This is a genomic window from Bacteroides sp. NSJ-48, assembly GCF_014287405.1.
In the GTDB taxonomy this organism is placed as follows: Bacteria; Bacteroidota; Bacteroidia; order Bacteroidales; family Bacteroidaceae; genus Bacteroides; species Bacteroides stercoris.
Genome location: NZ_JACOOD010000004.1, coordinates 139,418 through 161,733 on the forward strand (window position 1 = coordinate 139,418; position 22,316 = coordinate 161,733).

The 22,316-nt window shown below is 46.4% G+C and carries 20 protein-coding genes and 1 pseudogene; 1 reads left to right on the forward strand and 20 read right to left on the reverse strand.

Translation table 11 applies throughout. From position 1 onward, the window contains the following. Positions 1–6: 6 nt before the first annotated feature. The 20 genes from H8S52_RS03485 to H8S52_RS03580 form a co-directional block, all read right to left on the reverse strand. On the reverse strand, positions 7–2,229 hold the full coding sequence (locus H8S52_RS03485; RefSeq protein WP_004328516.1) for a DUF5682 family protein: 2,223 nt from the start codon (positions 2,227–2,229) through the stop codon (positions 7–9). Positions 2,230–2,257: 28 nt separating this feature from the next. Next, positions 2,258–3,337, reverse strand: a complete 1,080-nt coding sequence (locus H8S52_RS03490) for an AAA family ATPase (protein ID WP_004328517.1) — start codon at positions 3,335–3,337, stop codon at positions 2,258–2,260. 14 nt (positions 3,338–3,351) lie between these two features. Beyond that, entirely contained in the window at positions 3,352–4,827 is a 1,476-nt protein-coding gene (locus H8S52_RS03495) for a DUF5691 domain-containing protein (RefSeq protein ID WP_117515203.1), read from the reverse strand. After that, positions 4,814–6,145, reverse strand: a complete 1,332-nt coding sequence (locus H8S52_RS03500; RefSeq protein ID WP_004328519.1) for an SWIM zinc finger domain-containing protein — start codon at positions 6,143–6,145, stop codon at positions 4,814–4,816. Before H8S52_RS03500 ends, H8S52_RS03495 begins: the two co-directional genes overlap by 14 nt. Before the next feature lie 29 nt (positions 6,146–6,174). Next, positions 6,175–7,050: a DUF4261 domain-containing protein gene (locus H8S52_RS03505; protein WP_009316579.1), complete on the reverse strand. Its 876-nt coding sequence runs from the start codon at positions 7,048–7,050 to the stop codon at positions 6,175–6,177. A 31-nt stretch (positions 7,051–7,081) separates the two neighbouring features. Further along, entirely contained in the window at positions 7,082–12,697 is a 5,616-nt protein-coding gene (locus H8S52_RS03510; RefSeq protein WP_117515205.1) for a DUF4253 domain-containing protein, read from the reverse strand. Between the two features lie 270 nt (positions 12,698–12,967). Continuing rightward, a complete protein-coding gene (locus tag H8S52_RS03515; protein ID WP_009316581.1) occupies positions 12,968–13,561 on the reverse strand; it encodes a DUF2625 family protein in 594 nt (197 codons plus the stop codon). Positions 13,562–13,695: 134 nt separating this feature from the next. Next, positions 13,696–14,523: a hypothetical protein gene (locus tag H8S52_RS03520; protein WP_009316582.1), complete on the reverse strand. Its 828-nt coding sequence runs from the start codon at positions 14,521–14,523 to the stop codon at positions 13,696–13,698. Further along, positions 14,520–14,963 (reverse strand): hypothetical protein, encoded by a 444-nt coding sequence (locus tag H8S52_RS03525; protein ID WP_233525114.1) that lies wholly within the window; start codon positions 14,961–14,963, stop codon positions 14,520–14,522. Before H8S52_RS03525 ends, H8S52_RS03520 begins: the two co-directional genes overlap by 4 nt. Positions 14,964–15,202: 239 nt before the next feature. Further along, on the reverse strand, positions 15,203–15,514 hold the full coding sequence (locus tag H8S52_RS03530) for a hypothetical protein (protein WP_081032677.1): 312 nt from the start codon (positions 15,512–15,514) through the stop codon (positions 15,203–15,205). A gap of 23 nt (positions 15,515–15,537) precedes the next feature. Beyond that, positions 15,538–16,128, reverse strand: coding sequence for a DUF4948 family protein (locus H8S52_RS03535; protein WP_117515209.1), 591 nt, complete (start codon positions 16,126–16,128; stop codon positions 15,538–15,540). A 37-nt stretch (positions 16,129–16,165) separates the two neighbouring features. Next, complete coding sequence (locus tag H8S52_RS03540; RefSeq protein ID WP_225982424.1) at positions 16,166–16,705, reverse strand: hypothetical protein; 540 nt, start codon at positions 16,703–16,705, stop codon at positions 16,166–16,168. A gap of 160 nt (positions 16,706–16,865) precedes the next feature. Then, positions 16,866–17,072 (reverse strand): hypothetical protein, encoded by a 207-nt coding sequence (locus H8S52_RS03545; RefSeq protein WP_222620284.1) that lies wholly within the window; start codon positions 17,070–17,072, stop codon positions 16,866–16,868. 102 nt (positions 17,073–17,174) lie between these two features. After that, positions 17,175–17,633 (reverse strand): hypothetical protein, encoded by a 459-nt coding sequence (locus tag H8S52_RS03550; RefSeq protein WP_004328532.1) that lies wholly within the window; start codon positions 17,631–17,633, stop codon positions 17,175–17,177. 76 nt (positions 17,634–17,709) lie between these two features. Beyond that, complete coding sequence (locus tag H8S52_RS03555; RefSeq protein ID WP_028728885.1) at positions 17,710–18,204, reverse strand: SMI1/KNR4 family protein; 495 nt, start codon at positions 18,202–18,204, stop codon at positions 17,710–17,712. A 79-nt stretch (positions 18,205–18,283) separates the two neighbouring features. Then, positions 18,284–18,748 (reverse strand): Imm21 family immunity protein, encoded by a 465-nt coding sequence (locus H8S52_RS03560; RefSeq protein WP_009316589.1) that lies wholly within the window; start codon positions 18,746–18,748, stop codon positions 18,284–18,286. Positions 18,749–18,822: 74 nt separating this feature from the next. After that, a complete protein-coding gene (locus H8S52_RS03565) occupies positions 18,823–19,905 on the reverse strand; it encodes a hypothetical protein (RefSeq protein WP_115649216.1) in 1,083 nt (360 codons plus the stop codon). A gap of 38 nt (positions 19,906–19,943) precedes the next feature. After that, complete coding sequence (locus H8S52_RS03570; protein ID WP_117515215.1) at positions 19,944–20,570, reverse strand: SMI1/KNR4 family protein; 627 nt, start codon at positions 20,568–20,570, stop codon at positions 19,944–19,946. 85 nt (positions 20,571–20,655) lie between these two features. Beyond that, positions 20,656–21,177: a hypothetical protein gene (locus H8S52_RS03575; RefSeq protein WP_118033012.1), complete on the reverse strand. Its 522-nt coding sequence runs from the start codon at positions 21,175–21,177 to the stop codon at positions 20,656–20,658. Between the two features lie 9 nt (positions 21,178–21,186). Further along, complete coding sequence (locus H8S52_RS03580; protein WP_118033011.1) at positions 21,187–21,939, reverse strand: PoNi-like cognate immunity protein; 753 nt, start codon at positions 21,937–21,939, stop codon at positions 21,187–21,189. A 286-nt stretch (positions 21,940–22,225) separates the two neighbouring features. Here H8S52_RS03580 and H8S52_RS03585 point away from each other — a divergent pair. Further along, positions 22,226–22,316, forward strand: a pseudogene (locus H8S52_RS03585) (23S rRNA (adenine(2058)-N(6))-methyltransferase Erm(F)); the annotation flags it as partial.

Sequence of the window (22,316 nt, forward strand, 5' to 3'; positions counted from 1 at the left end):
CCTTTTTTATCCGATTCCCAGAAGTCTGCCGAGCAGGGGTATTACTTTGGATGCATCCCCGTCATTGCAGGAATGTTCCCCGGAGGCGATTCCGGTATCGGTTCCGTTCAATTCGAATCCTTTGGCCTTCTCGCCGAGTTTGCGGCGCTCGGCTGTAGTGAAATTGCTGAATGTACGTCTGATCACCGGCAGCAGTTCTATGAAATTTGCGTCGCTCAAACCGCAGAGCCAGCCGTTCACGAGCTGCCACAGGTTGTCGTCCAGCAGCAGTACCGAACCTGATGCACGCAGGAATCCCTCAAACCAGTATGCGATGTCGGAAGGTGCGTTGCCCACCGATGAATAGAAGCTCAAGGTGTCACGCATCTCTTCACGCGATATCCTGCCCTTGTCGTAGAGTATGCGTGCCGCGTACCCGGAGAGCAGCGGATGCGCTCCTGATGAATTGCGGATCTGCTGCACGAACCCATACCACATGCCGTTCAGCTCTTCGTCATCAAGCGTGGATACGGCATAGTTGGTAGCCGACAGGTGTTCAAGAAGTTCTCCGGCTGCCTCCTCGTCGATGTTGATGCAGACGAGCAGACCTCCTGCAAGGATACGTGCCACCATGGCCCGGAGCATGTTGCCCACCTTGCTGAAATCCAGATTGCGGACATCGCCGTAACGGACGATGTTCACCAGGTCGGGAACCGCTTCCATCATCTCCACAATGTCTGTGGATGCCGCCGACAGACGGTCAAGACGGATGGTCATCGCTTCCACAAGCTCCGGAAGGTTGGCCGGAATGACCCGGTCAAGAAGTCCCGTCAGTTCGGGGATTCTGGTGATTCCGGTCATGCGGTCGGAGACGTACTTCTGCACGGCTTCCTCCACGGTATTGCCCCAGACTGCCCGTTCTATGATGCAGACAATCTGTTCCGGTCTATGGTAAAGACTCCATTTTTCCTTGAAAGTACCCTTGCCGCCTGCGGTTTCCGGCTTGGCCCAGTCTATGTCAAGCAGGGCCAGGCGGTGGAAGAACAGGCTGCGTTCCAGGTCGGTCTCCTTGCGCAGGTCAAGTGTCATCTCCTTTATTTCCGCCGTGAAAGGAACACGCAAGCGTTTCTGCTGCCGTTCCACGTCAATCAGGAGAGGGACTTTGGGTACCGCTTCCGGCACTTTGCCCAGACAGTTGCCCACGATGAGCGATTCCCTGACGAGCTGCAGCAGCATATCGTCCCCGAAGCCCATTACGGTGGTCACCGCCTCGTTGTATTCCTCAAGCGTCGGGGCGGGCAATCCACGCAACGCAGCTGTCGTCTGCGCCAGACGGACTGTCTCGATTACGTGGGCCACCGAGATGTCCATGTCCTTCTTCCTCAGAAGGGCCGCTATACGGCTGACCCACCAGGTGCCGTCATCTTCCGGATGATGCCACAGGTAATGATACCATCCCGGAGAGTCTATGCCGGCCCCGTAACCGCTGCGGAAGGTGAGCCTGTCATACGTCCACGGAATCCACGTGCATTCCGCCTTTACCTTCGGGAGCCCTTTCAGCAGCTCGTTGTCATCCTTCACCTTCGGCATATTCTCCAGTGCCGGGACATGCCATGCCCCGCAGATTACGGCTATGCACCCGAAAGGTTCCTTCTGGGCCGCTCGTATCATGCGACGCATCCACGCTTCACGGACAAGGTTCCTGCGGGAGGTATGTTCCGGGAGGGCTTCCCTGAGCGCGGTCACAGCTTCCTTGACGGCCTCGAAGATGCCGCTGCCGTCTCTGCGCTGTTCTATGTTCATGTTCCACCACGATTCACCGTCAGTATAGCCGGCAGCTTCTGCCAGCAGGTCAAACGGATCACCCGGCTGTTTAATAGCTTCATCATCCGCTTCTACAGGCTCGTTGCCATCCTTCCTTTCCGCTTCGAAGGCAAGGGAATGGGCAAGCGGGAGATCGAAGAAGCGTAAGGTGACATTCTCCCGGAGAGCATAGCGCAAAGCCTGCCATTCCGGCGAGAAGTCGGCAAACGGATAGAATACGGCATTCTGCGGCACATCGGGTTGATAGCCGAGCAGGGCTACCGGAGGCTTCATCTGCCCGTAGGAGACGAACGGCATGAGAGCCTCGGCCTCCGCCGGTCCCTCAAGCAGTATGAGGTCGGGACGGATACGCTCAAGTTCCTGCAGGATGTTCCGGCAGGAGCCCGGCCCGTGATGACGTATTCCCAATAGATGAATGTCTGTCATATTACTTGTCTCATGCAAAATACGTCAATCAAATCATATCTCTTGAAGCCCTGTAGATGTCTTTCCAGCCCTCACGGTTCTTGACCACTGTCTCCATGTATTCCTGCCATACCACTTTGTCCTGTACAGGGTCTTTCACCACGGCACCGAGGATGCCTGAAACGAGGTCCTCCGCATGGATCTGGCCGTCACCGAAATAGCCGGCCATGGCAAGGCCGTTGTTCACCACGGATATGGCTTCTGCCGTACTCAGTGTGCCGCTCGGGCTCTTGAGCTTCGTCTTGCCGTCGCCGGTGGCTCCCTGACGCAGCTCACGGAAAATGGTGACGACACGACGGATTTCATCAAGGGCAGGTTTCTCTGCCGGCAGCTGCATCACTTTCTCGAAGCTCTCCACGCGGCGGCGGACAATGTCAACTTCTTCCTCAAGCGTGTCGGGCAACGGGAGGATGACCGTGTTGAAACGGCGTTTCAGTGCGCTTGAAAGGTCATTCACACCTTTATCCCTATTGTTGGCCGTGGCTATGATGTTGAATCCGCGGATGGCCTGCACCTCCTTGTTCAGCTCGGGGATGGGCAGGGTCTTCTCCGAAAGGATGGTGATGAGCGTATCCTGCACGTCAGAACCGATACGGGTAAGCTCCTCAATGCGGCCGATCTTGCCTTCCTGCATCGCCTTCATCACCGGGGTCTGTACCAGGGCACCCTCACTCGGCCCCTCGGCGAGAAGACGGGCATAGTTCCAGCCATAGCGGATGGCCTCTTCTCCCGTTCCGGCGGTACCCTGTACTATCAGCGTCGAATCGCCTGATATGGCTGCCGCCATGTGCTCGCTGACCCAGCTCTTGGCCGTACCGGGAAGACCGTACAGAAGCAGCGCCCGGTCGGTGACAAGGGTGGCCACGGCAATCTCCATCAGGCGGCGGTTGCCTATGTATTTCGGTGAAACCTCAAAACCGTTCTTCAGTATCCCTCCCATGAGGTAGGTGACCACGGATTGGGGTGACATCTCCCAGTTTTCGGGAATCGGGTTGGTCTCGTTCTTTTTCAGTTCATGAAGTTCCTCTGCAAACTGTTGCTCGGCATGTTGTCTCAGTAAAGTGCTCATATGAATATCAATATTTATTTTTCATTTAACAAAGTGTCTATTTCAGATTTAAGATCCATGAATTCCAGCATCTTCGAGCAGAACTCGTTCATGGACGGCGAAGCCTCCGCCGAAGAGGCGGCCTTGGCCTTGATCAGGTTCCTTAGATGTGACGGGATATGCATGGCAAGCCGTTCCGCCATGTCTGCGGCATAGTACAGGTAATCCTTTTTCAGAATCCAAGACATGACGCTGGAAGAGAATTTCGGGCCCCATGCCTCGTAGTCGTTGCCGTACCATGAGTCGGGTATGAATCCGAAATCCCGGACCGTTTCCGGCCAGCTGATTTCCTCCCGCTGGGAGGGAGTGAGCATCGCCACGAGTTCCGGCTTGCGCAGATAGGAAGGGTCTTCCTTCAGGGTGTGGAAAGCCCACAGCCCGTCCGAGAAGTTGAGTATCGGGTCCTCCAGCTCCAGGAACTTCCTGAAAGGGGGATGCTTGGCGAATTTTCTCGCGGCCTCTTCCTTACCGCAGCCATATACCTCGCACCAGAAACTCAAAGGCACCCGTTCGGCGAGCTGCCTCAGGATGAATTCGGAATCGCCCTCTTTCTTGTTGGAGCTTACCTCGGACAGCCCCATGGCCTTCATCTCCGGGGTGTATCCGATCTCGTCGTATGACCATCCGGTAAGCATGTTGTGTCTGATATGTCCACGCAGGAGTTCGCAGCAGCGCATCACCATGGCTGAATCGGGAATCATGCACAGAAGTTTCCGTGCCGTTTCCTTGACAATGGAGCTGCGGTCCGACTCCAGCACTTCCTGTATGAAGAGCTCGTCGGCCTTGCTGATGTTTATCCGGAGACATTCAAGCAGCTCGTTGCGCTGGTTGGCCGGTTCGCTCTTCCAGTCTTTCCGCAGCAGTTCAAGGGCTGCGGCAGAATCCTGCTGCCTGAATCTGGCAAGCATCTCCTTACGCTCGCCGTGGGTGGCCGTATCCCAAGAATCGGTGATCCCGCATTCCTCTCCGACAAGGCCCATCTGCCTGATCAGCCATAAGCCTCTGTTCCCGACGAGATTTTTCAGCAGCCTGCGTTCTTCAAACCGCAACGGATTGTTGCGGTCATAGGCACGCCGGATAAGCGGCTGGAGGTATTCGGGCGAAATGATTTTTCCCGACCCCTGCGTCAGACGGTAGGCGTAGGCTAGCATATAGCGTGTACCGTGGAGTCTGGAAAAGAGTTGACTCCGGTCCTTGTCGAAATACGGCAGTTCCTCTTCCGGGGCTGTTTTCACGGGGACAATGCCTTCCGCTCCGGCCGGTTCCCATCCGGCACGCCTGTAGGCGAAGGCGGATGCGGCTGTCATGTACAGGAACGATTCCGTGTCTTTGGCTTTCCCGTGGATCCCGTCAACCAGAGTCTGAAGGGACTCGGGAAAGGCTCCGGGAACGAATTCACGGTTGGCTGTTCCAAGCAGTGCAGCCTGTATGATAGGTTCAGTTACGTTCATCTCTCCAAGTATGATATTCTTTGTTGTACCAAATGGATTTCAGTTCCCATATATCCCCGTTTACAATGACCAGCGAGGCGAACGGATTGCCGCCGGTAATGGCGAGGATGTCGATGAAGGTTTCCTCGGGCATCGCCACACGGACGGCATTGCCCGCGTTGTCCAGCAGCGTGTAGTCTTTCCCGTTACGGGCAACCCTCACGTCATCCACAAGCAGGGGGACGTCCTCGAAAAACGGATTCGTCAGCATGGCCGTGCGGTACACCGCGGCAGCCTGCTTCAGGTTAGGGCTGCACGCCGGCACAAAGTTTTCTTCCGCGAGTACGGACTCCCGGAACAATGCACGCCGGCATGTACCCGTGCCGTTGTAAAAGCATAGCGCCCCTTTATAGGCACTGCCCGGAATCCAGTTCTCGGTGGAAAAGGTACCGGCAACGGCAAAACTCAGGTATCTGGCGAAAAGTCTGCTTTCCTTTCCGTAAAACCAGTAGATGTCGGTATTGATATCGTTGACTTTACGGGACTGCTTGTGAAGCACGAGCCAGCTGTCCGCCACCGGCTCTCCGGCAAGGACGTTGTCCTTGGACTGGGGATATCCGATCTGCGTGCGTATCTCGTCCTTCCATTCTTCGGGAAGGCCGTCCATGTTTCTGTAGCTCTGCATGAGCAGGTACAGCCTGCCCATGCTTTCCGTCAGGTCGGATTTCCAGCTTTCCGAGTCGAAGTCTATAGCCTCCATGGCTCTCAGTCTCCCCGCAAGTCCCGGTGCCTGGGCATCCACCATCCTCCGGGCCATGTTGTCAAACAGGGTATAGGCACGTTCCGGAACATTCAGGAATCCGTTGCGCACCAGGTCCTTCATCCATACCTCAAGGTCGGATATGCCTCCCAGTACCTTCTGGTGCCGCTTCTCCTGCCTCTTGGCCTGAGCCGCTTCATCCACAGGGGTTTCGCTTTTGGCTTTCTGCTCCTTCTTTTCGGCCTTCTCCGTTCTTTTGGCAAGCCACGCCGTCACCCATTCCGGCTCTTCCGCCTGCGTGAACTGGTCAGGCTGGCGGGCGTACAGCAACAGCAGGCCAAGCCCATGCTTGCACGGGAATTTGCGGCTCGGGCAGGAACACTTGAACGCAATGTCATTCAAGTCTATCACCGTCTGGTAGGGATTCTTTCCGCTTCCCTGGCAATGACCCCAGACGGCACGTCCGCTGCATTCCTTCAGTACCCATTTGCTCAAGGTCGCAAGTCCTTTGCCGGCCTTTACAGATGAGTCGTCGGGAGCGAGCTGCAATATCTGTTCTTCTGTCAAGTTCAATGGCATACGCAACAAGTTAATTGGTCATTGGTAAATCATTCCCTGTTCCCGGCTGCATATTCTCCCGTGTTGATGTCAAGTACGGGACGCTTGGGCTGTATCAGCGCGTCTTCGTATTGGCATTTCCACTGGATGCTGCGGTCCATATCACCGTCTTTGATTCCATCGATGGTTTCTCCCGAATCTATTTCGTTGCCGCTTGTAAGCAGATAGGAAGCCACGTTGTAGGCATGGTTCACTATCCAGTTCGGATCAAGTCCGCGGAAGTGGTACTGCAGGTCAGGCAGGAACAGCGTGTTCATCCCGAGTGTATCGACCAGCATGTCGTCGGAACCCTGAATCGTGAAGAAACGGACGTTTACGGCATAGCGGATGAACCGGTCAGGACCTTCTATCTGATTGCCGCGGATTTCCTCCGCCTCGAACAGTTTCCCGCTGCCGCTGAAGAAGAACGCTTCGCAGGACGGGAACAGTTCGGCGAGCGCTTCAAGGTAGTCCATTTCCAGATTGGCACGTTCCAGAGAAGACAGGCCGCGGGCAAGGAAGTCCGTAGCGAGCATACTGTACCGGCATTCCTCAAGGATACGGTCACGGCTTTCCTGGCAGTCCCACATCTGGCTCCGGGTGAAGTCGTCCACGGTCTTTCCGTCAAAGTCCATGCACGAAGTCATCAGGAACTGCACGGGTGCTTTCCCGTCCTCAAACTCCACCATGTGGTCCAAAGCTGTGATGAAGACAGACTTGTCATCACCTTCGCGGCATTCTACATTGCCGAAATGCTTCCGGCATACATCAGCCACCCTCTGCGTATCCGGCAATTCAACCGGTTCCTTGAACAGAAGGTTTATAAGTAAAGGTCCTCCGGGCTGCAGTTCCTTTGTATTTAGGTCTTGTTGAAATACTTGATTCATATTGAAATGCTTTTGAATGTGAAAGAATCGGTTAATCCCACCAGAAATACCATATTCTGGATTGACGCAACGTGTCGGCAAGACTGCCTATGCCGTCACAGCTCTGGTCCATATCCGGACAGAAAGCATATTGCTGTATTGCGGCTTCCATTGCTCTGTCTTCCGGAACGGGAGCTGGAAGTTCATACTCCAGCTGGTCGCTGGTAAAGGTTCCCGGAACAGCACCGTATTCCTCGTACCAATACTTTGAGATGGCCATCAGTTCGGGGTTTGCAGGACAGTCGTTCCAGTTGCCGAATGGCAGGTACGCGAATATTTTCCACGGCTCCGTGACCGGAATACGGGCAAGGATCAGCGGATGCGTCATGTTCGTATCGGTATTCCAGTAGCTCGAATAACGGTTGTTGTCGAATCCGCCTTCAGGCTCTTCATCAATATCATCGTTGTCCTGCCCGGTCAGCTTGTCAAGGATGGATTTCCCGTCCATGACAGGAGCCTCAAGCAGCCTTCTGCGGAATTCATTGACTTTTTCCCGGTTGAATGTGTAATCATCCGAGCTTTCGCTGTCAGGATCCGAGTTCCCGATTATGTTTTCCCACAAACCTTCATCGACATTGACCAGAACGGGGATGAAGCCTTCCCGCACGCCGAGCCGTTGGGCATAGGTATAGGCTGACATGATAGGGTCATCGTCACTCATGGATGGGAAATAGGTGCATTCACAATCAAGATAATCCATGAAGGCACGGGCCAGTTCGTCTGGCTCAACGGTATCTTTGTCTATATGCAGCCCCTGCCAGTTGGCGAAGCGTCTGTCTATGCGTTGTGACATTGCCTGGTAATAATCCTCGTCATACGGGACAAACAGGTATGCTTCCTCTTTGAACTCATCGGAATGATACCTTTCCGGACCGAAATAATCCAGGGCGTGGTTGTCAATGTCTCCGGGATAAAATGGAGTTTCGTTGGCGCCATAGTAACTGCCATAATAGTAGTCGGCAAATGCACGGCCCTGTTTATTGAACAGGAATCTTGTAAGCTGCCCGTTCAGGTTGTCCTTTATGAACACCCTCAGGTCATCATCGGCCGAGCCGCTTTTGATCCGGGACACAAGGTCTCCGAACTGTTCAAGAAAATCATCCCTCATAAGGTCATTTACCATGCACCAGCGTAGATATATTGCCAGATGATTGTAGGCCGTAATTGTATCTAACGGCAGATCCTTCTCTTTGAACTTCTCCAGATGGCCTTCCGCATCGTCCATCACTTCATCCGTGTCATCCGGGAAATCGGGACCGCCATCGGCATCGTCTTCGCTGCCGTATGAGATTTTCAGAGTCACTTTGTCCGGAAGGGCAACACCCTGTCCACGTGTTATCCTATGTTTATCGACAGCAGAGAAGCCTATGGTTTCTCCGTCGTTGAGAACTGCATCGTATTCCAGAACATATCCTGCCATGCTGGCCAGGAAGTCTCTCACCTTTGACGGGTCGGCATCCACGTCAAGGACCTCCATTTCGTCCTTGCCGAAACACTCCATTCCATAGGTGTAGCCGCTGATTCCCTTTTCGGTACGGTAAAGCCCGAACCATATCCAGTTGTATATAGGCAGCGAATCCTCCTTCATCATTCCGGAAAAGCCTTCATAGAAACGGGGCTGGAAAACGACACCGCTGGTATAGATACCGGTTATATTCTTCTGGTGGCAGCAGACAGACAACAGCTTCACGTACAGTTTACCTCTTTCGATCAGGGACTCCTCTTTGCCGATAACGGCAACCATGATGTGGGCCTTATGCTCTTTGGCTGTTTTTTCGGCCTCCGACCACATGTAATTGTTCTTCGCGCATTCTTCGGCTTCGCCATTAGGTACGGGGGCAGGCATCAGGCTTACCGCCGCCATCATGTCACCCACGTCGAAGACCAGTGACTCGGGGTTCCGTTCCTCGTCAGATTTCTCTTCAGCGGTGATGTCCCACTGTTCTTTCAGATCTCTGATGTATTTTTCCTTGTCCCAGCTGTTGTCGGAGAGCAAGGCGAATCCCACGAATGTGCCGGCCTTTTTCTCACGTTCCTCGGCCTGCTTTGCCTGTTCCATCCAGTAGGAACGCACCATCTCGACAAGGGCCGTAGCATCCTTGACAGCCGTCTTTTCGTCATAGGGTTCCATCTCACTGAAGGTATGGCCGCAGTCTGACAAGCTGTCTCCTTCGTATCCACCATTCACGCCCAGCAGCCATTCACTGTCCTTGGTATCCTTGTATTTGAAAATGTAGTAGGTCATATCGTGCAGTACGAATGTTCCCGTACACTCGATCTCCGCTGGCTTATGTCCCAACTCCTGCGAGTGCGAGAGCCAGGCTATCATTGCAGCCAGAGCTGCTTCTTTCTGTCTGTTGTCCATATTCTTATCCCTTAGTTCGATATTTTCAGTCTCTCTTGTTTCAATATGCGTGTTGCTTGTGGCGCATGGCTCCACTGTATCGGATTCCTTCACGTTTGAACTGTTCTCCCGCTTCGAAATCTCCTCCATACACTCTTCGATGACTTCCTTGGCACTGCTGTCCTCCGGATCAAGTTCCGCCCAGCGTTTGGCATATTCTATCGCTTTTTCTTCTTGTCTCATAAGATATTGGTATGCGTATGCCATACGCATGTTCCAGTTCGCATTTTTCTCACCTTCGTCACGCACGGTCTCCATAAGTCTTATTGCCTTTAGTAGAACTCTGTCTCCTTTCCAGCGTTCTGTTCCTTCATCATTGTCACCGATAATGGCATAATTCTCATATGCACTTACAAGCAACATTTTTATCCTGTAGTCTTGTTGCTCTTCAGGTATTGCCTCCAAAGCCCTGATAGACTTCGTGTATTCGTCCTTCTCATTCCACTCTTCTATCTGACTGAAGAATGTATCATCTCCCGGACTGTACGAAATGCCATCAGGACTTTCTCCTTTCCATGGTTCGCTGTCTGAAAGTCTACATAACTGACCCTGCCTACAGAATTCGGAAAGGTAGAAAGAATACTCAGGATACTCATCAAGCAAAGGAAGCAAAGTTGAGATAAATACTTGCTGGTTATAGACAAACAGGTCGATATAGCTGTATTCCGTTCCGGTTGCACCCCCTGTTATCACACCGAGATTGCCCGGTTCAAGAATCTCTTCTGTTATCCTGTCTTCAAGATCATGACGGAAGTTCAATATATTATCTTCGCCAGCACCATTCTGGAAGACTATGTAAAGAGCTTGTGCACCGAAACCGTTGGCATGGTCAAATATCTCGGTTGAACCATGATAATAGTCAGCTACGATGGAGCTCAGACAGGTAGATCCTACTATCACATCGAAGCGCAGTTCATCACTTTCCTTCGGGGTCAGTTGATATCCCGTATAAACGTCCTTCGGATTCTCGAAGAATTCATGGCCGTGGGATTTCACGGTTTCCTCTATGTGCTGTCTCAACCCGGACAAGGCAATCATGCCTTCCTCAATGCCTGACGCTCTTTCTATACCATTGACATATTTGAATGAGACACCTTCTCCCAGTACAAGTTCCAAAATGACATGAAAGTTTCCGTCACTATTTTCTTCCGGTAAGGCACAAAGATTTTTGTCGTAATACCTGATGTTGAAGTTTTCTCTTTTTTCGTCATAGGATGCTTTTACCATGATCTTGCCCATATCGACATCGGTATCGTGTACACGGTATGCGAAAGACCCGACCTTGCCCGGGTTGAAGGGGAAGAACTTCCATTTGCCTTTCAGACACTCCGGCATACAGGATATGATGTAAGGATAGATGATGAAGAGATCCGGCCATCCTTCGACCGAGAACGTGAACTCATGGTCACCTCCGATATTGAAGTGCATGTCTTCCGATATCAGATTGGTTCCTTTACTGATAAACTCCATGAAGGCATCAGCTTCCTCCATGGATTTCGGATTCATCATGCCAGACAGCTTTTCTTCGTTTTCTACAAACCAGTTCCAGAATTCTTTCACTCGTCTGGTTAACGGCAAGTGCATATTGCACTGACGGATGATACTCAGGGTGTATTCATCTTCCGGATTAAGTTCCCTTGCCTTGCTGAAATAATCCAGGGCCTCCCGATAATTGTTCAGAAAATACTGGGCATATCCCATTCTGAAATTCCACCGTTCATCTTCAGCGCCTTCCTCCCTGACGGATTCGAGCAGTTCCGCGGCTTTGGCATATTCCTCAATATTGTTGTACGCCCTTGCAAGAAAGCCGGTCGTTTCAAAATCCCGTTCGGCTTCCGGAATCTGTTCCAGTGCATCGATGATTTCCTGATGCTTTTCGGCCTTGTGCCATTCGTCTATCTGCTCCATCAATTCGTCATTCATGTTCTCTCCGGTATATATGATTTGCTTTTTTTCCGGTTCTATAGGCTGGTCTGCAACCAAAGTCGGGAGGAATTCACTTGAAAGTTTTTTCAGGTCCTCTAACCGGGAGGCACACAACGTGAAGAGGGTGTACTGGTTGGGACACAGTGCATGACAGCTGTAAACGGGATAAGGTTCTTCATCCTCTGAATCTTGGTCGATACCCATGTCATAGAGGCGGTATTTTCCGCCGTCAAATTCCCTTTCTTCAATCATTTCCTCTTCCACATCAAGGAAATCCGGCTCACCATCGGTAGAGTATCCGGTGCATCTAACCGTGTGCCAGTTGTCTGCAGCCGCATCATAATAGACGAGGGTGCCTTCATCCGTATCTTCGAGATAGCTGCCCGGTAGGCTGAACCTGATCTTCCCGACCTTATGGTTGACAATTCCGCGCCGGTAGCCGATGGCAAATTCCGTTTCGTAGGGCGGTATCCCGTCAGTCGGGACAGGAACACAACCATGGAGTCTGCAAAGTTCCTCGTATTCCTTTTTGGGGAAAGGAAGAGACGGGTCAAGTGATGCTGTCGTTTCCAGCTCGCTTATGATGTACCCGTTGATACGGGCATCTTCTTCACTTCTTTCTGACGGCATGAAATAGCAGTCCTCCCACATGGCATTCAGGGCCATGCCTCTATGAAAACGTGCATCACGTTCCGAATTGTTCCAGATGAAGAAATCATCGGCAAAAGATTCGATTCCTTCTTCCCGGATACGCCTAACGACCTCTGAAAGACAGAAAGAACCCAAAGGTGAAATGACAATGCCGTTGTCTGATTGAGGGTAATATTTATTGATATCCCAACAGAATAACAAAGACGTGCTGCCTTTGTCCTTCTGCTCCTGGATGATTTCAAACAGTTTGGCCAGCCACTTGTGAAAATGTTTCTTCTTCATGGCCTCAAAGTCCCTTTCCGTGTAATAGTCCGTCTCGTCTTCAACCTCAAACCGGGTACGGGTCGCCTGTTGAAGTCTGTCGATGAACTCTATTGCTGCCTTGTGGAAGCCGGGACCAAGCATGTTGGTCTGGCAGTCTCCGTTTACGGAAATGACGTTGTCTGTATTTCCTTCTCCCTCATGTTGATAATTTAGGAACAAGTCGCCCAGCCTGCAAAAACTTACCGTCGAAGATGATTCATCGTGCTCTGCATTATAACCGGACTCAACAGCCTGACTTTCTACAGTCTGTTGAAACTTTTCAATATCCTTGATTTTAGTGTGAATGGTGAATCCAAGTCCCATAATTTCATTATTTTGTTTATAAATGCAAGATACCGATTTTATTCCAACTGGTCACATTTAATTTGTTAATAATAACAGAAATTTGGCACTATTGTAATACAATACGCCTTCCACATGGAAATCCATGCTTTTAATCATAGTTTAGCAACATTTTGTCAGTTCACTACATTGGGGTACAAGTTCTTCCGTAACACAAAAAATCCCCCTCCCATGAAAATCATGAGGAATTTAAGCGCATTTGCAGCTTTGTGTCAGAGGATAGCAATGAATTCACTCATTCTTGTCATTCTGGCCCAGAAAGGCAAACTGAAGTCTCAGGATTTCATCCATCGGAACGACTTTTCGGACTCTGCTCTCCAGACTTTCCGCCTCAGCCCAAAGGAAAGGATAAAAAGCTACGCCCTCACTGCTCTTCAGTTTCGAAGCATCGTTCTGCCAGCCGTCCCATCTGTAATCGGTATAGAACTTATCCGTATCGCCATGCAGACACCAATAGACGAATTGTCCAAATTTTATCTCCATATCTTCCATCTCCAGACAGTCGGGGGCAAAATAGCCGATATTGCCGTCGTCAAGACAGATGAACAATCCTCCCAGTATGTCTTCGCCGATCACTATCTCGTTGAACGGGAACAGACTGTTTCTAGTGACAAAGTTTAGTTCTCCCGAACCGTACAGCCTTATCCAGTTGTCAATGACTATACCACCTGTGTTTTCAAGGATTGCAGCCATCAGGCTACCGCTCTTGATCCGGTACTTCTCTTTCATTGCCTGCCTTGCTGCTTCATCCAGAGGCAGCACATTTATCGTTTTTGACGAACTTTTTATTTCATCAAGTATTCTCTGAAACATTTCATCGTTCATAGTCTTTATTTTTTTCTGCTTAAAATTCTACTTTTCATCATACTCATTCAAAATAAATTGCACATTTATCTTGAACGTTATACCCATAGCATTTGCCGGAGGCCGTTATTACTTTTTTCATGTTTCTGTAAATCTTAAAACTCCATATCCTCCGTCCATTCCAAAGAGTCCACCGGACAAAGCTCTACTTTCTTCATTTCGTACCAAACGGTCAGCAATATCCTAATGCTGTCAGGCGTATATCCCTTAACCCATGTACATTCTACAAATTTTCGTCTGCCGTCTCTGATTTCCTCGAATGTGGCATGGCTCAGCAACCCTACACGGAACTCTCCAGCCATGTCCTCCTTTCTTACTTGCATGGCATAGACTGGTTTCCCGTAGCGTGTCGTGCGCCCGTCTTGGTCGATCAGACGCTGCAAGACTTCATTGGGCGTTTCCTGACGGGCTACTATGGCAAAACGTAGTGAAAGGTAATCCCTCCACCTTTGCGGTACTTCAGTCCGCTCATTCTCCGGCGGCATTGTCTTGTCCGAAAAAGTGGGAAACACAATATTCGCCGCCACCACCATAGCCACGATAACTGCCCAATAGACTGCTATTGCTCGTTTCCAGTAACGGGGACGTTCACGGAGTTCCTGCCGGACTTCCTTGCATATCTTCTTGTCGTCAAAAAATCCCAGAGGGATGGCTGACAGCAGCACCGCCAGACTCGCCAGACCGTAGAAAACAACCTTTTGTGGCACGTTTACCAGATGTACATACCCGTCTTGTCCCCTTGCCGCCAGAAATGTGCCGGCCAACAGGACGAATTCCGGGAGGATGCTCAGGAAGTATATTCCGGCAGCAAATGCCTTTCGCTTCCTTTTATTGTTCCATTCCGTGAAATGCGCGTAGGAAATTTTATGCAGCATCACCAACAGGCGGAAAAAACGGCTGAATATGTTTCTTCTATTTGTCATTTGAGTATTTCAGTTATCCATTTCAGAGCAGTTCCTAATAAAACCATTGCGGGAATAAGAAGCAAATAGAGAGGGAAAAAGAACAGGTTGCGCCGGAAGGGACTGAACTTGCGTCCCGCATAATGCTGCATGACCGCTTTCCGCCGGGAAGGCGGGTATATTTTGCCGAACAGACGGTCTGTCATGAAGACAGAAACGGAGAACACGATTAGAAGAACGGCTCCAAACACCTCGAATGCCAAGTCATCCAGAAAATGACCGCCTATGGTCAGAACCGGCATGAATATAAAAAACGTGATACAGGCCCACAGCATATCACTCCCACGGGATTGTTTGAAACTGACCTTGTGATAATGCTCCCATGTTATTTCTCCCAACCAAAACAGATAGTCGAAGAAATAATAATGTCGTTCTTGCTCTTTATATTCCTGTTTCTTCATTCTAAACATAATGTTCGGCAGCCAATCGCTGTTTATGGCAATCTTTTCATTTCGCTCAATTACAAATATATATCATAAGGAAGAAACTTCAGAACATTCGGTCTTCCTTTTTTCTATGGTATGCTCAAAAGCATTTTTTGGGGATGCTTGTTTGGACGTTCTCCCTAAGGTCGGTGGAGCTGTCTCGCCCGAAAGTTTCCCGGCGTTTAATCGTTAGTTAGGGACAATAAAGCAAACCCCTATCCATAAATGACTATACAATTCCAACAACATCGAAGTAGTGTCAGTACAAAATGTACCAACAGTATTTTTCCGCTATACTTGAAACGATAGCAGGCAGATGCGACAAAGCCGATGGCACTCCAACCAATCGCCACCCGGCTTGTAAAGATATAGTTTTCGGAAGATTCATAGCTCCAACCTAATCCTTCACAACCTATCGGGTAAAGTTCCGGATGCTTTGAGAATTGTATAGAATCACTGACAACCATCCACAGCAATAGCAGACAGCATAGTCCCCACAATATCCTTAATACCAATCTTGATTTCATATTGTTTTGTTCATCATTTCAGGTTATCGTGAATGGTCTAGCTCGATGTACCAACCTTCCTTGATGGGCTTGTAAAGCGTGGTGTCGTTGTACGTCCTGCGGTAGATCTCGTTTAGGTCGCCATGTTCGGTGATACGGATATTCCGACGGCTTCTCAATCCGGGATCGTAAACGAAACTCTTGGACGTTCCTGCATCTACGATACCGTGGGAGTAGTACGGCATAAAAAGGCTCACATATACCGAATCTGCCGTTTCCCATTCCCTGCGATCAACAAGGATAAAACCGCATCCAATCTCTGATAACAGGGAGTCGAGTAGGATTCGGTCTGGCTTTAACAGCCCATATACCGGGAGGTCTTGTTCGTCATTTGATTCATAGGATGTATCACTTTGCTCCATTGAATCAAGTATAATGATCCCGTCAGGAGAAAACGGCGGGTAGTGAAAACTACCTTCTGAACTCTCTGACATGATTTCGTACACCTTGCGGAACGCCGCCTCGTGCGTGGCGAAGTGGCGTATCATTTCCTCGTCCGATGGCGGCATGGGTGGATCTCCGCAACTTGCAGCAAACAGGCTTGCTAAAAGCAGGATTATGATAGGTATTCTCATTTTCTTATTTATCTTATGTCTGACGGATAAATAGTCTTCAATGGTTCTGCCCTCTACTGGCGACCTTAGTTTCAATAATTATAGCCCCGTTGATTCCGGCTATACCATATTGGCAGTACGCCTGTTTGCCGTACAGTATCTTAATCTGTACATTTTCCACATTGTCCTTGATTATTTTATTCAACTTCCCAAACACTGCGGAATCTCTTACCATCGTACCGTCATAGATCCACAACAAATCCATTCCGTTTAATATGCCTTTCACTGTTTGTGCGCTGAAATATGGGCGATTATCCCCGGATATACGTATCTCACTGTCTGAAATACGCTTCAGGTATTTCCCATCCAGCGAAGCGGATATTGGCAAATCTATGTCTATGCCTTTGGTAGCTGTCTGTTCGGCGTTTGGCATGCCGATACGTCGCAAACAACCGTCTTGTGCAATCACATAAAACAGCGTGTAAGGCGGAAATAACCCCATCCCCTTGACCTTTACGCGCAGCGTGTCTTCTTGCAGAAACAGACGGTGTGCCGGTTCTCCTTCCAATCTGTAAGAAATGAAGCCGCTATCAGGCATTTCCACACACCGGTTACACACTTGCGCATGGGTGCAAAGCACACTGCAAAACAGCAGAAGCAGAACCGTTATTTTCGTTTGTTTGACAGACCAACACATTCTTATTTTTTTTTACTTGATTCGGTATAATATCCGACGGATAGCTGACCGTTATCCGCATTTACATTTCATCAAAAATTGAATCTAAAAGACTATTCAATTCATCGTCTGTAAAATTGAAATTTTCTTGTTCAATTTTCATACTCTCGTATATTTCAGCCATTGCCTCGCCTTCGGTAGAGAAAAACTGGTCAGCTGATTTTATACCGTACTCGTCAACAAGCATTTTCCTAAATACTTGTTTAGCTTTTTCGATTTTACTTTCCATATCTATTTCCTTTGTTTATTGCGGATAATAAAACTATTATTAAGCCTTTATATCCCCTCAATTTTGCCGTCATTTTTATATTTCTTGTTTAATGTTCATATCTTATTTTCGACTCCAATATCCCAAAAACCTACTGAACAGTATCATCATAACCAGATACAATACTATTATACCATTTATCTCAACAAAAAGCACTAAGTCACCTGCCGTAGGAACACTTTCATACGTATTTTCGGTTAAATACTTGCCTTCATATCCTAAATAGATGAAATAATACTCGTATGTTTTATATACACCATTGAATAGCAATAGTATAATGGCAGACAATCTGAATTTATTATGACGCAGAAACAAGTGGAAGAAAAGGTCAAGAAATATGAATAATACGCAGATTACTACAAAACCAATCAACGCCATCAATCCGTCCACCGCGGCTCCCGGACCATCATTAACTTCAGTTATGCTCATTAATTGGTTGGGCTCCATCAAGACAAGAGCAAACATAAGTAAGTATATTACCCATGCAATCAGTTGTCCAACTTTTATTTTAGCTATCTTCATTATGGTTTATCGTATATGCGGATAATGTTTGGCGGACAATCAATCTTTTAGAGAGATTTATCTGCTTGTTATAAACCTATTTGAAATTTGTCAGTATATCATTCTTTTTATTGGAAGACAACATTTCCAATAAATGATTGAAGCTATCGCAAACAAATTCTGCCGAATCTTCAAATTCAGGTTCAACTCCATAATAGATTTTACCGTAATTTTCCGGAGATAAATCTATGCACAAATATTGGTATCCGTCTTTTACTGACATAAGAATAGGAATATGGCTATCCCAAAACAGGCGAATCATATCGCAGGATTCCTTATCATCTGCCAACGCCTCAAGTCCCATCAGCTCAAATTCATTCCAACGGAATCCGCTATCGCTTTCTCCGTTAAAGTCCTCTATGGAATTAAACCATACATTATCACTTTCATTCGTGATTGTCTGAAACCGTTGTAAAAACTCCTGATAGTCCGCAGGAAGTTCGGAATACCGATTTTGTAAATCAGAGCTTAATTCTTTTCTTTCCAATCGTTCTGTAACGACGAATCCTATATTTTTCAGTGCTTCAATCATATTTTTATTTTACGAGTTTATAATGGTTGGTGGCTAACCGACCTTTTTCTGGGGAGGTTTAGCCGCATGTTAATCGTCTTTATTGGATTGAATGTATTATTAAAGATACTTCGTCTTTTTGGTAATGATAAGTTTTTATTATACAAGATGTTTTTTGTAGTGATAAAAACACTTTAACCGATGCTTCACAATAGGGAGACAAAGAATCAAATAGGACTAATTCAGTAGAATCCCATTTTACTTCAACTTCTTCTATCGGTTCTGCTCCAGTTACTATATCATTCTCCAGAAGTTTTTCCACCGTTAGATAATCGGGAGCATACTTCCAACGAATTATTAAGATTGCTCCATCTTTATTTACTATGCGTGTAGCCATCGGTTCATCTCCCATTACCAATAGGACATGATTGTCTATATAGATTTTCCCCAAGTAATCTGTTACGCTACATATAGCATTGTAGTCTTCTTGACCGTTCCATTGATGGGCATATTGTTGCTCAACAATGACAAATGGGCTTCCTTCTGTTGCAATCCAATTATTCATATTTTTTCTCAGCGATTAATGTCCGGTGGATAATCAATTTTCCGGAGAGATTTATCCGCTTGTTACCCACGTATTTATTCTTTATTTTTTCGATTTATATGTATATCGCTTATTTCTGCTTTTCCTCCAAAACAGAGTAATTCTTCCACATTCAGATTATCCAACACTGCATATACAGATTCTTTTGTCATACTTTTAACGCTTAACATCTTTACTTTTCTCAATTTTGGAGCATTTACAAGGCTTGTAATATCAACCAACTTATTTAACGTATCAATACAGACTTCAGCTAAGTTGTTTAGATTGGCTAAGTTGGGTATCTTAGTAATATTAGCTAACCAAATCAATTCGAGTTTTTCAAGTCCTGTGAGTGTACTGACGAATGAAATATCATCCAATTTGGATATTCTAAAAAGTTTCAGTTGGCGCAAAGTTCTAAAATCACTCAAAACAGTCAAGTCTATTTTTGAACTGTCACACCACAGAATAGACAAGTCCTTGATAAGCATTTGTTTTAAGAAAGACAAATCCTTATTTTTGACAGCTCTTAATTCTAACTTTCTCAACTGACTTAAACCTACGATAGCTTCAAGATTCTTATCTAATTTCCCAAGGAATAAGGATTGGAGATTTTTCAAGCGCAAAAGCCATTGGCAATCAAACACAGGCTTTCCACTCTTCAAATCCGCATCTATATGTAAATGTTCCAACTGGCTTGGCAAAGTATTGACAAAAGAAAAACCCCTTAAATCATAAATATCTAATGTCAATGATTTTAGATTTGACAAACTTGAAAGAATAGATAAGCCAGTATTCTTATATTCAAAATCGCCTATTACGATATTTTGTACATCAGGAACAAATCGCAGGAAATCCAGATTCCAACCATTGAAATCATCTCCATATCCAAATTTTTTGTCAGCCCCTCCATATACACGAAAAGAAATATCAGGACGTAATATAAATAAGCGATTCAATTTTTCGAGAACAGTATTAGGAATATAATCGCTTATTTGAACTCTCTTGATAAGTTTTTCCTCGCTTATTTGATGAATTATGGATTCAGTTACATCTTCAGCCATGTAACCATCTTCGGGATGTCTTGGAATTCTTCCAAAACTGCGAGGAGTAAATATTTCAATTTGTGTTCTAAACATATCTTTACTACGTGGGTAATGTTTGGCAGCGTTCCGCTTTAAGCGGTAGTGCTGTTTGTTAGTGATTCATTTATGTTCTCAATTTCCATATCAAGAAAGGTTATATACCATTCTATAAATGATATTCTTTGCCCATCTTTCAATTTCGGTACAAGTCCACTATAATCAGCTCGTCCATCAAACCAAATATGTCCTTTTTCATTTCCATTCACCACCAATAGAAATGTACATCCATGTCCGAAATGACTTATTTGCAGACTGCCTGCAATATGGGAGGTACTAATATACGCATCAACAATTTCCGTTTCCGGGTATCCCTCGTCCCAATTAAAGGAAGTTATCCATTCTTCATTCCAACTATCTTGATATGGGAATTTTTCATTCAAGGAAATATTAGGTTTATCTTTTAATTTGAAATCAACAATAGCTTTATCAAGAGGCAATAATCCATATCCCGGTCCGAAACCTCCATTTCCTATTTCAGAAATAAAAGTTCTGTAATCATCAGGAAGAGTTATACAATGTTTATGCTCAAACTCCTTAATATCTTCTTCAGATAGACAAGGATTATAAGACACCTCTTGTTCCTTTACTCCAAAAGATGCAAATTCTTTATGGCGTCTTATGAAAGCCAATTTTTCTAATATTTCCTTTTTTTGATTCATAATCACTAATGGTTTAGCAGGGAACGGCTTGTCCGTTATCCTGCTTCGTTAACATCATATTTTATTCTCATTCCAGTGTACCATATCAATACACCATAATAACAAGGTCTTTTTGCGCTTCAACGGCTTCATCGAAAATGAAATTCAAGTCGTCCATTTCCTGCTCGTAATCATAATCTCCGATACCGTTACCCTCTTGCAGTGAGGTGTATTCCGTCCGCTTGCTCTCCAAATCTGAAACGGGTATGCTGATGATATAGGGAAAATTATCACTCAAAGGAATAGGGATGAATGTACTTTGACTGTCCAGTTGCCAAAGGTTTTCCGCACAGTAGATTTGCGTTCCGTAATGGTTGCAAATCTTTTCATACACATACCCGTACATGAAAGCAATTTCGGGATAACGGATTTCTCCGTTCACTATATCTGCCAATGCTGCATAAGCATCTTTATCCGTGTTTAGGCTATCGCTGAAATAATCGTTCAAACTGTCAAGTTCCTGCTTCAACGCAATTTTTAGTTGGTTTATCAGCAAATTATCACAAGCACCATAAACGGATTTTACCTTATCGGCATCAGTCAAATAAGCATAAACCGAGTAACTCATATCTTGTCTTTATTTAATGTCGTTCCAATGTACCATATCGTATGGATAATAGGGCAACCCTTTAAGGCTGCTATCATCCAACCCCAAGACCTTGACCAACGCACCACTTTCAAAGCTCCAATAGCCGTCATGTCTAATACCATATTTATGGTCGTCATGCCAAGCACAATCAGAATGACCTCGATACCATTCCTTTTTAAGATACTTCTCTAATTTCTGAATGGACAATTCTTTACTTTGATTGTTGCTGGAAATTATAGACAATGTACTTTGATAAGGAACTGGAAACAATACTGTGTCAGAACATCTTTCCCAATCGGTTAATCTGTATTTTATTAAAAAATCATATAAGGCATCATTAACATTTTCATTGTCAATCATGCTTGATAATATCCTTATATTTTGTTCATCTGTATCTAACATAATTCCAATAGACAACATCCATAACATCTGTACATACATACCGGTAATCGTCCAATGATTTGTTAGCGTTTTCACTAAATCATTGTAATCATATTTCAATTTTGCCATATCTTCCCCAACTGAATACATGGTTAGAAATGAATTCAATTTACATCCAAAAAGTGTAACTGTTTTATTGTAAGCAACATTAGAATTTGGAGCAGAGTATAATTGAATATGCTCTTTCTCTGCATTGATAATTTCCATAATACTGCTTTCTAACTGTTTACACCTTTTGGAATATCCAGCAAGTTGTTTCCTATACTGTTCTTCAGTAAAAAGTTTATCTCTTGTTTCCATATATGGTACACTGTTTTTGATGTTAACGTTTCTCAGCTATACGCAGGCAGGGATTTTAACCACTGAACTTCCTACGAAGAACTGAACTTCAAATTTACCACTTTCCTGTCTTACGAAGCACGAACCCCCTGCTTGCGTATAGGTGATGTTATGCGGTCGGCTTTCATTTTCTCTTCTTTCTCGTTAATTTATCAAGCAAAGTTACTAAATTTGCAGTCAAGCAATTTCAATTTTTGAATTATGAATTGTGATTTGAATTCAAGTATTCACCTGTAAGAAGTTACTAATGACAAAAAAGAAATTGCCCGTTCGTTTTACGGGTCAGCACTTTACTATTGATAAAGTGCTAATAAAAGATGCAATAAGACAAGCAAATA

Coding starts and splice junctions, on each gene's coding strand:
- H8S52_RS03485 (WP_004328516.1), bottom strand. CDS start 2,229: ATGACAGACATTCATCTATTGGGAATACGTCATCACGGGCCGGGCTCC.
- H8S52_RS03490 (WP_004328517.1), bottom strand. CDS start 3,337: ATGAGCACTTTACTGAGACAACATGCCGAGCAACAGTTTGCAGAGGAA.
- H8S52_RS03495 (WP_117515203.1), bottom strand. CDS start 4,827: ATGAACGTAACTGAACCTATCATACAGGCTGCACTGCTTGGAACAGCC.
- H8S52_RS03500 (WP_004328519.1), bottom strand. CDS start 6,145: ATGCCATTGAACTTGACAGAAGAACAGATATTGCAGCTCGCTCCCGAC.
- H8S52_RS03505 (WP_009316579.1), bottom strand. CDS start 7,050: ATGAATCAAGTATTTCAACAAGACCTAAATACAAAGGAACTGCAGCCC.
- H8S52_RS03510 (WP_117515205.1), bottom strand. CDS start 12,697: ATGGGACTTGGATTCACCATTCACACTAAAATCAAGGATATTGAAAAG.
- H8S52_RS03515 (WP_009316581.1), bottom strand. CDS start 13,561: ATGAACGATGAAATGTTTCAGAGAATACTTGATGAAATAAAAAGTTCG.
- H8S52_RS03520 (WP_009316582.1), bottom strand. CDS start 14,523: ATGACAAATAGAAGAAACATATTCAGCCGTTTTTTCCGCCTGTTGGTG.
- H8S52_RS03525 (WP_233525114.1), bottom strand. CDS start 14,963: ATGAAGAAACAGGAATATAAAGAGCAAGAACGACATTATTATTTCTTC.
- H8S52_RS03530 (WP_081032677.1), bottom strand. CDS start 15,514: ATGAAATCAAGATTGGTATTAAGGATATTGTGGGGACTATGCTGTCTG.
- H8S52_RS03535 (WP_117515209.1), bottom strand. CDS start 16,128: ATGAGAATACCTATCATAATCCTGCTTTTAGCAAGCCTGTTTGCTGCA.
- H8S52_RS03540 (WP_225982424.1), bottom strand. CDS start 16,705: ATGCCTGATAGCGGCTTCATTTCTTACAGATTGGAAGGAGAACCGGCA.
- H8S52_RS03545 (WP_222620284.1), bottom strand. CDS start 17,072: ATGGAAAGTAAAATCGAAAAAGCTAAACAAGTATTTAGGAAAATGCTT.
- H8S52_RS03550 (WP_004328532.1), bottom strand. CDS start 17,633: ATGAAGATAGCTAAAATAAAAGTTGGACAACTGATTGCATGGGTAATA.
- H8S52_RS03555 (WP_028728885.1), bottom strand. CDS start 18,204: ATGATTGAAGCACTGAAAAATATAGGATTCGTCGTTACAGAACGATTG.
- H8S52_RS03560 (WP_009316589.1), bottom strand. CDS start 18,748: ATGAATAATTGGATTGCAACAGAAGGAAGCCCATTTGTCATTGTTGAG.
- H8S52_RS03565 (WP_115649216.1), bottom strand. CDS start 19,905: ATGTTTAGAACACAAATTGAAATATTTACTCCTCGCAGTTTTGGAAGA.
- H8S52_RS03570 (WP_117515215.1), bottom strand. CDS start 20,570: ATGAATCAAAAAAAGGAAATATTAGAAAAATTGGCTTTCATAAGACGC.
- H8S52_RS03575 (WP_118033012.1), bottom strand. CDS start 21,177: ATGAGTTACTCGGTTTATGCTTATTTGACTGATGCCGATAAGGTAAAA.
- H8S52_RS03580 (WP_118033011.1), bottom strand. CDS start 21,939: ATGGAAACAAGAGATAAACTTTTTACTGAAGAACAGTATAGGAAACAA.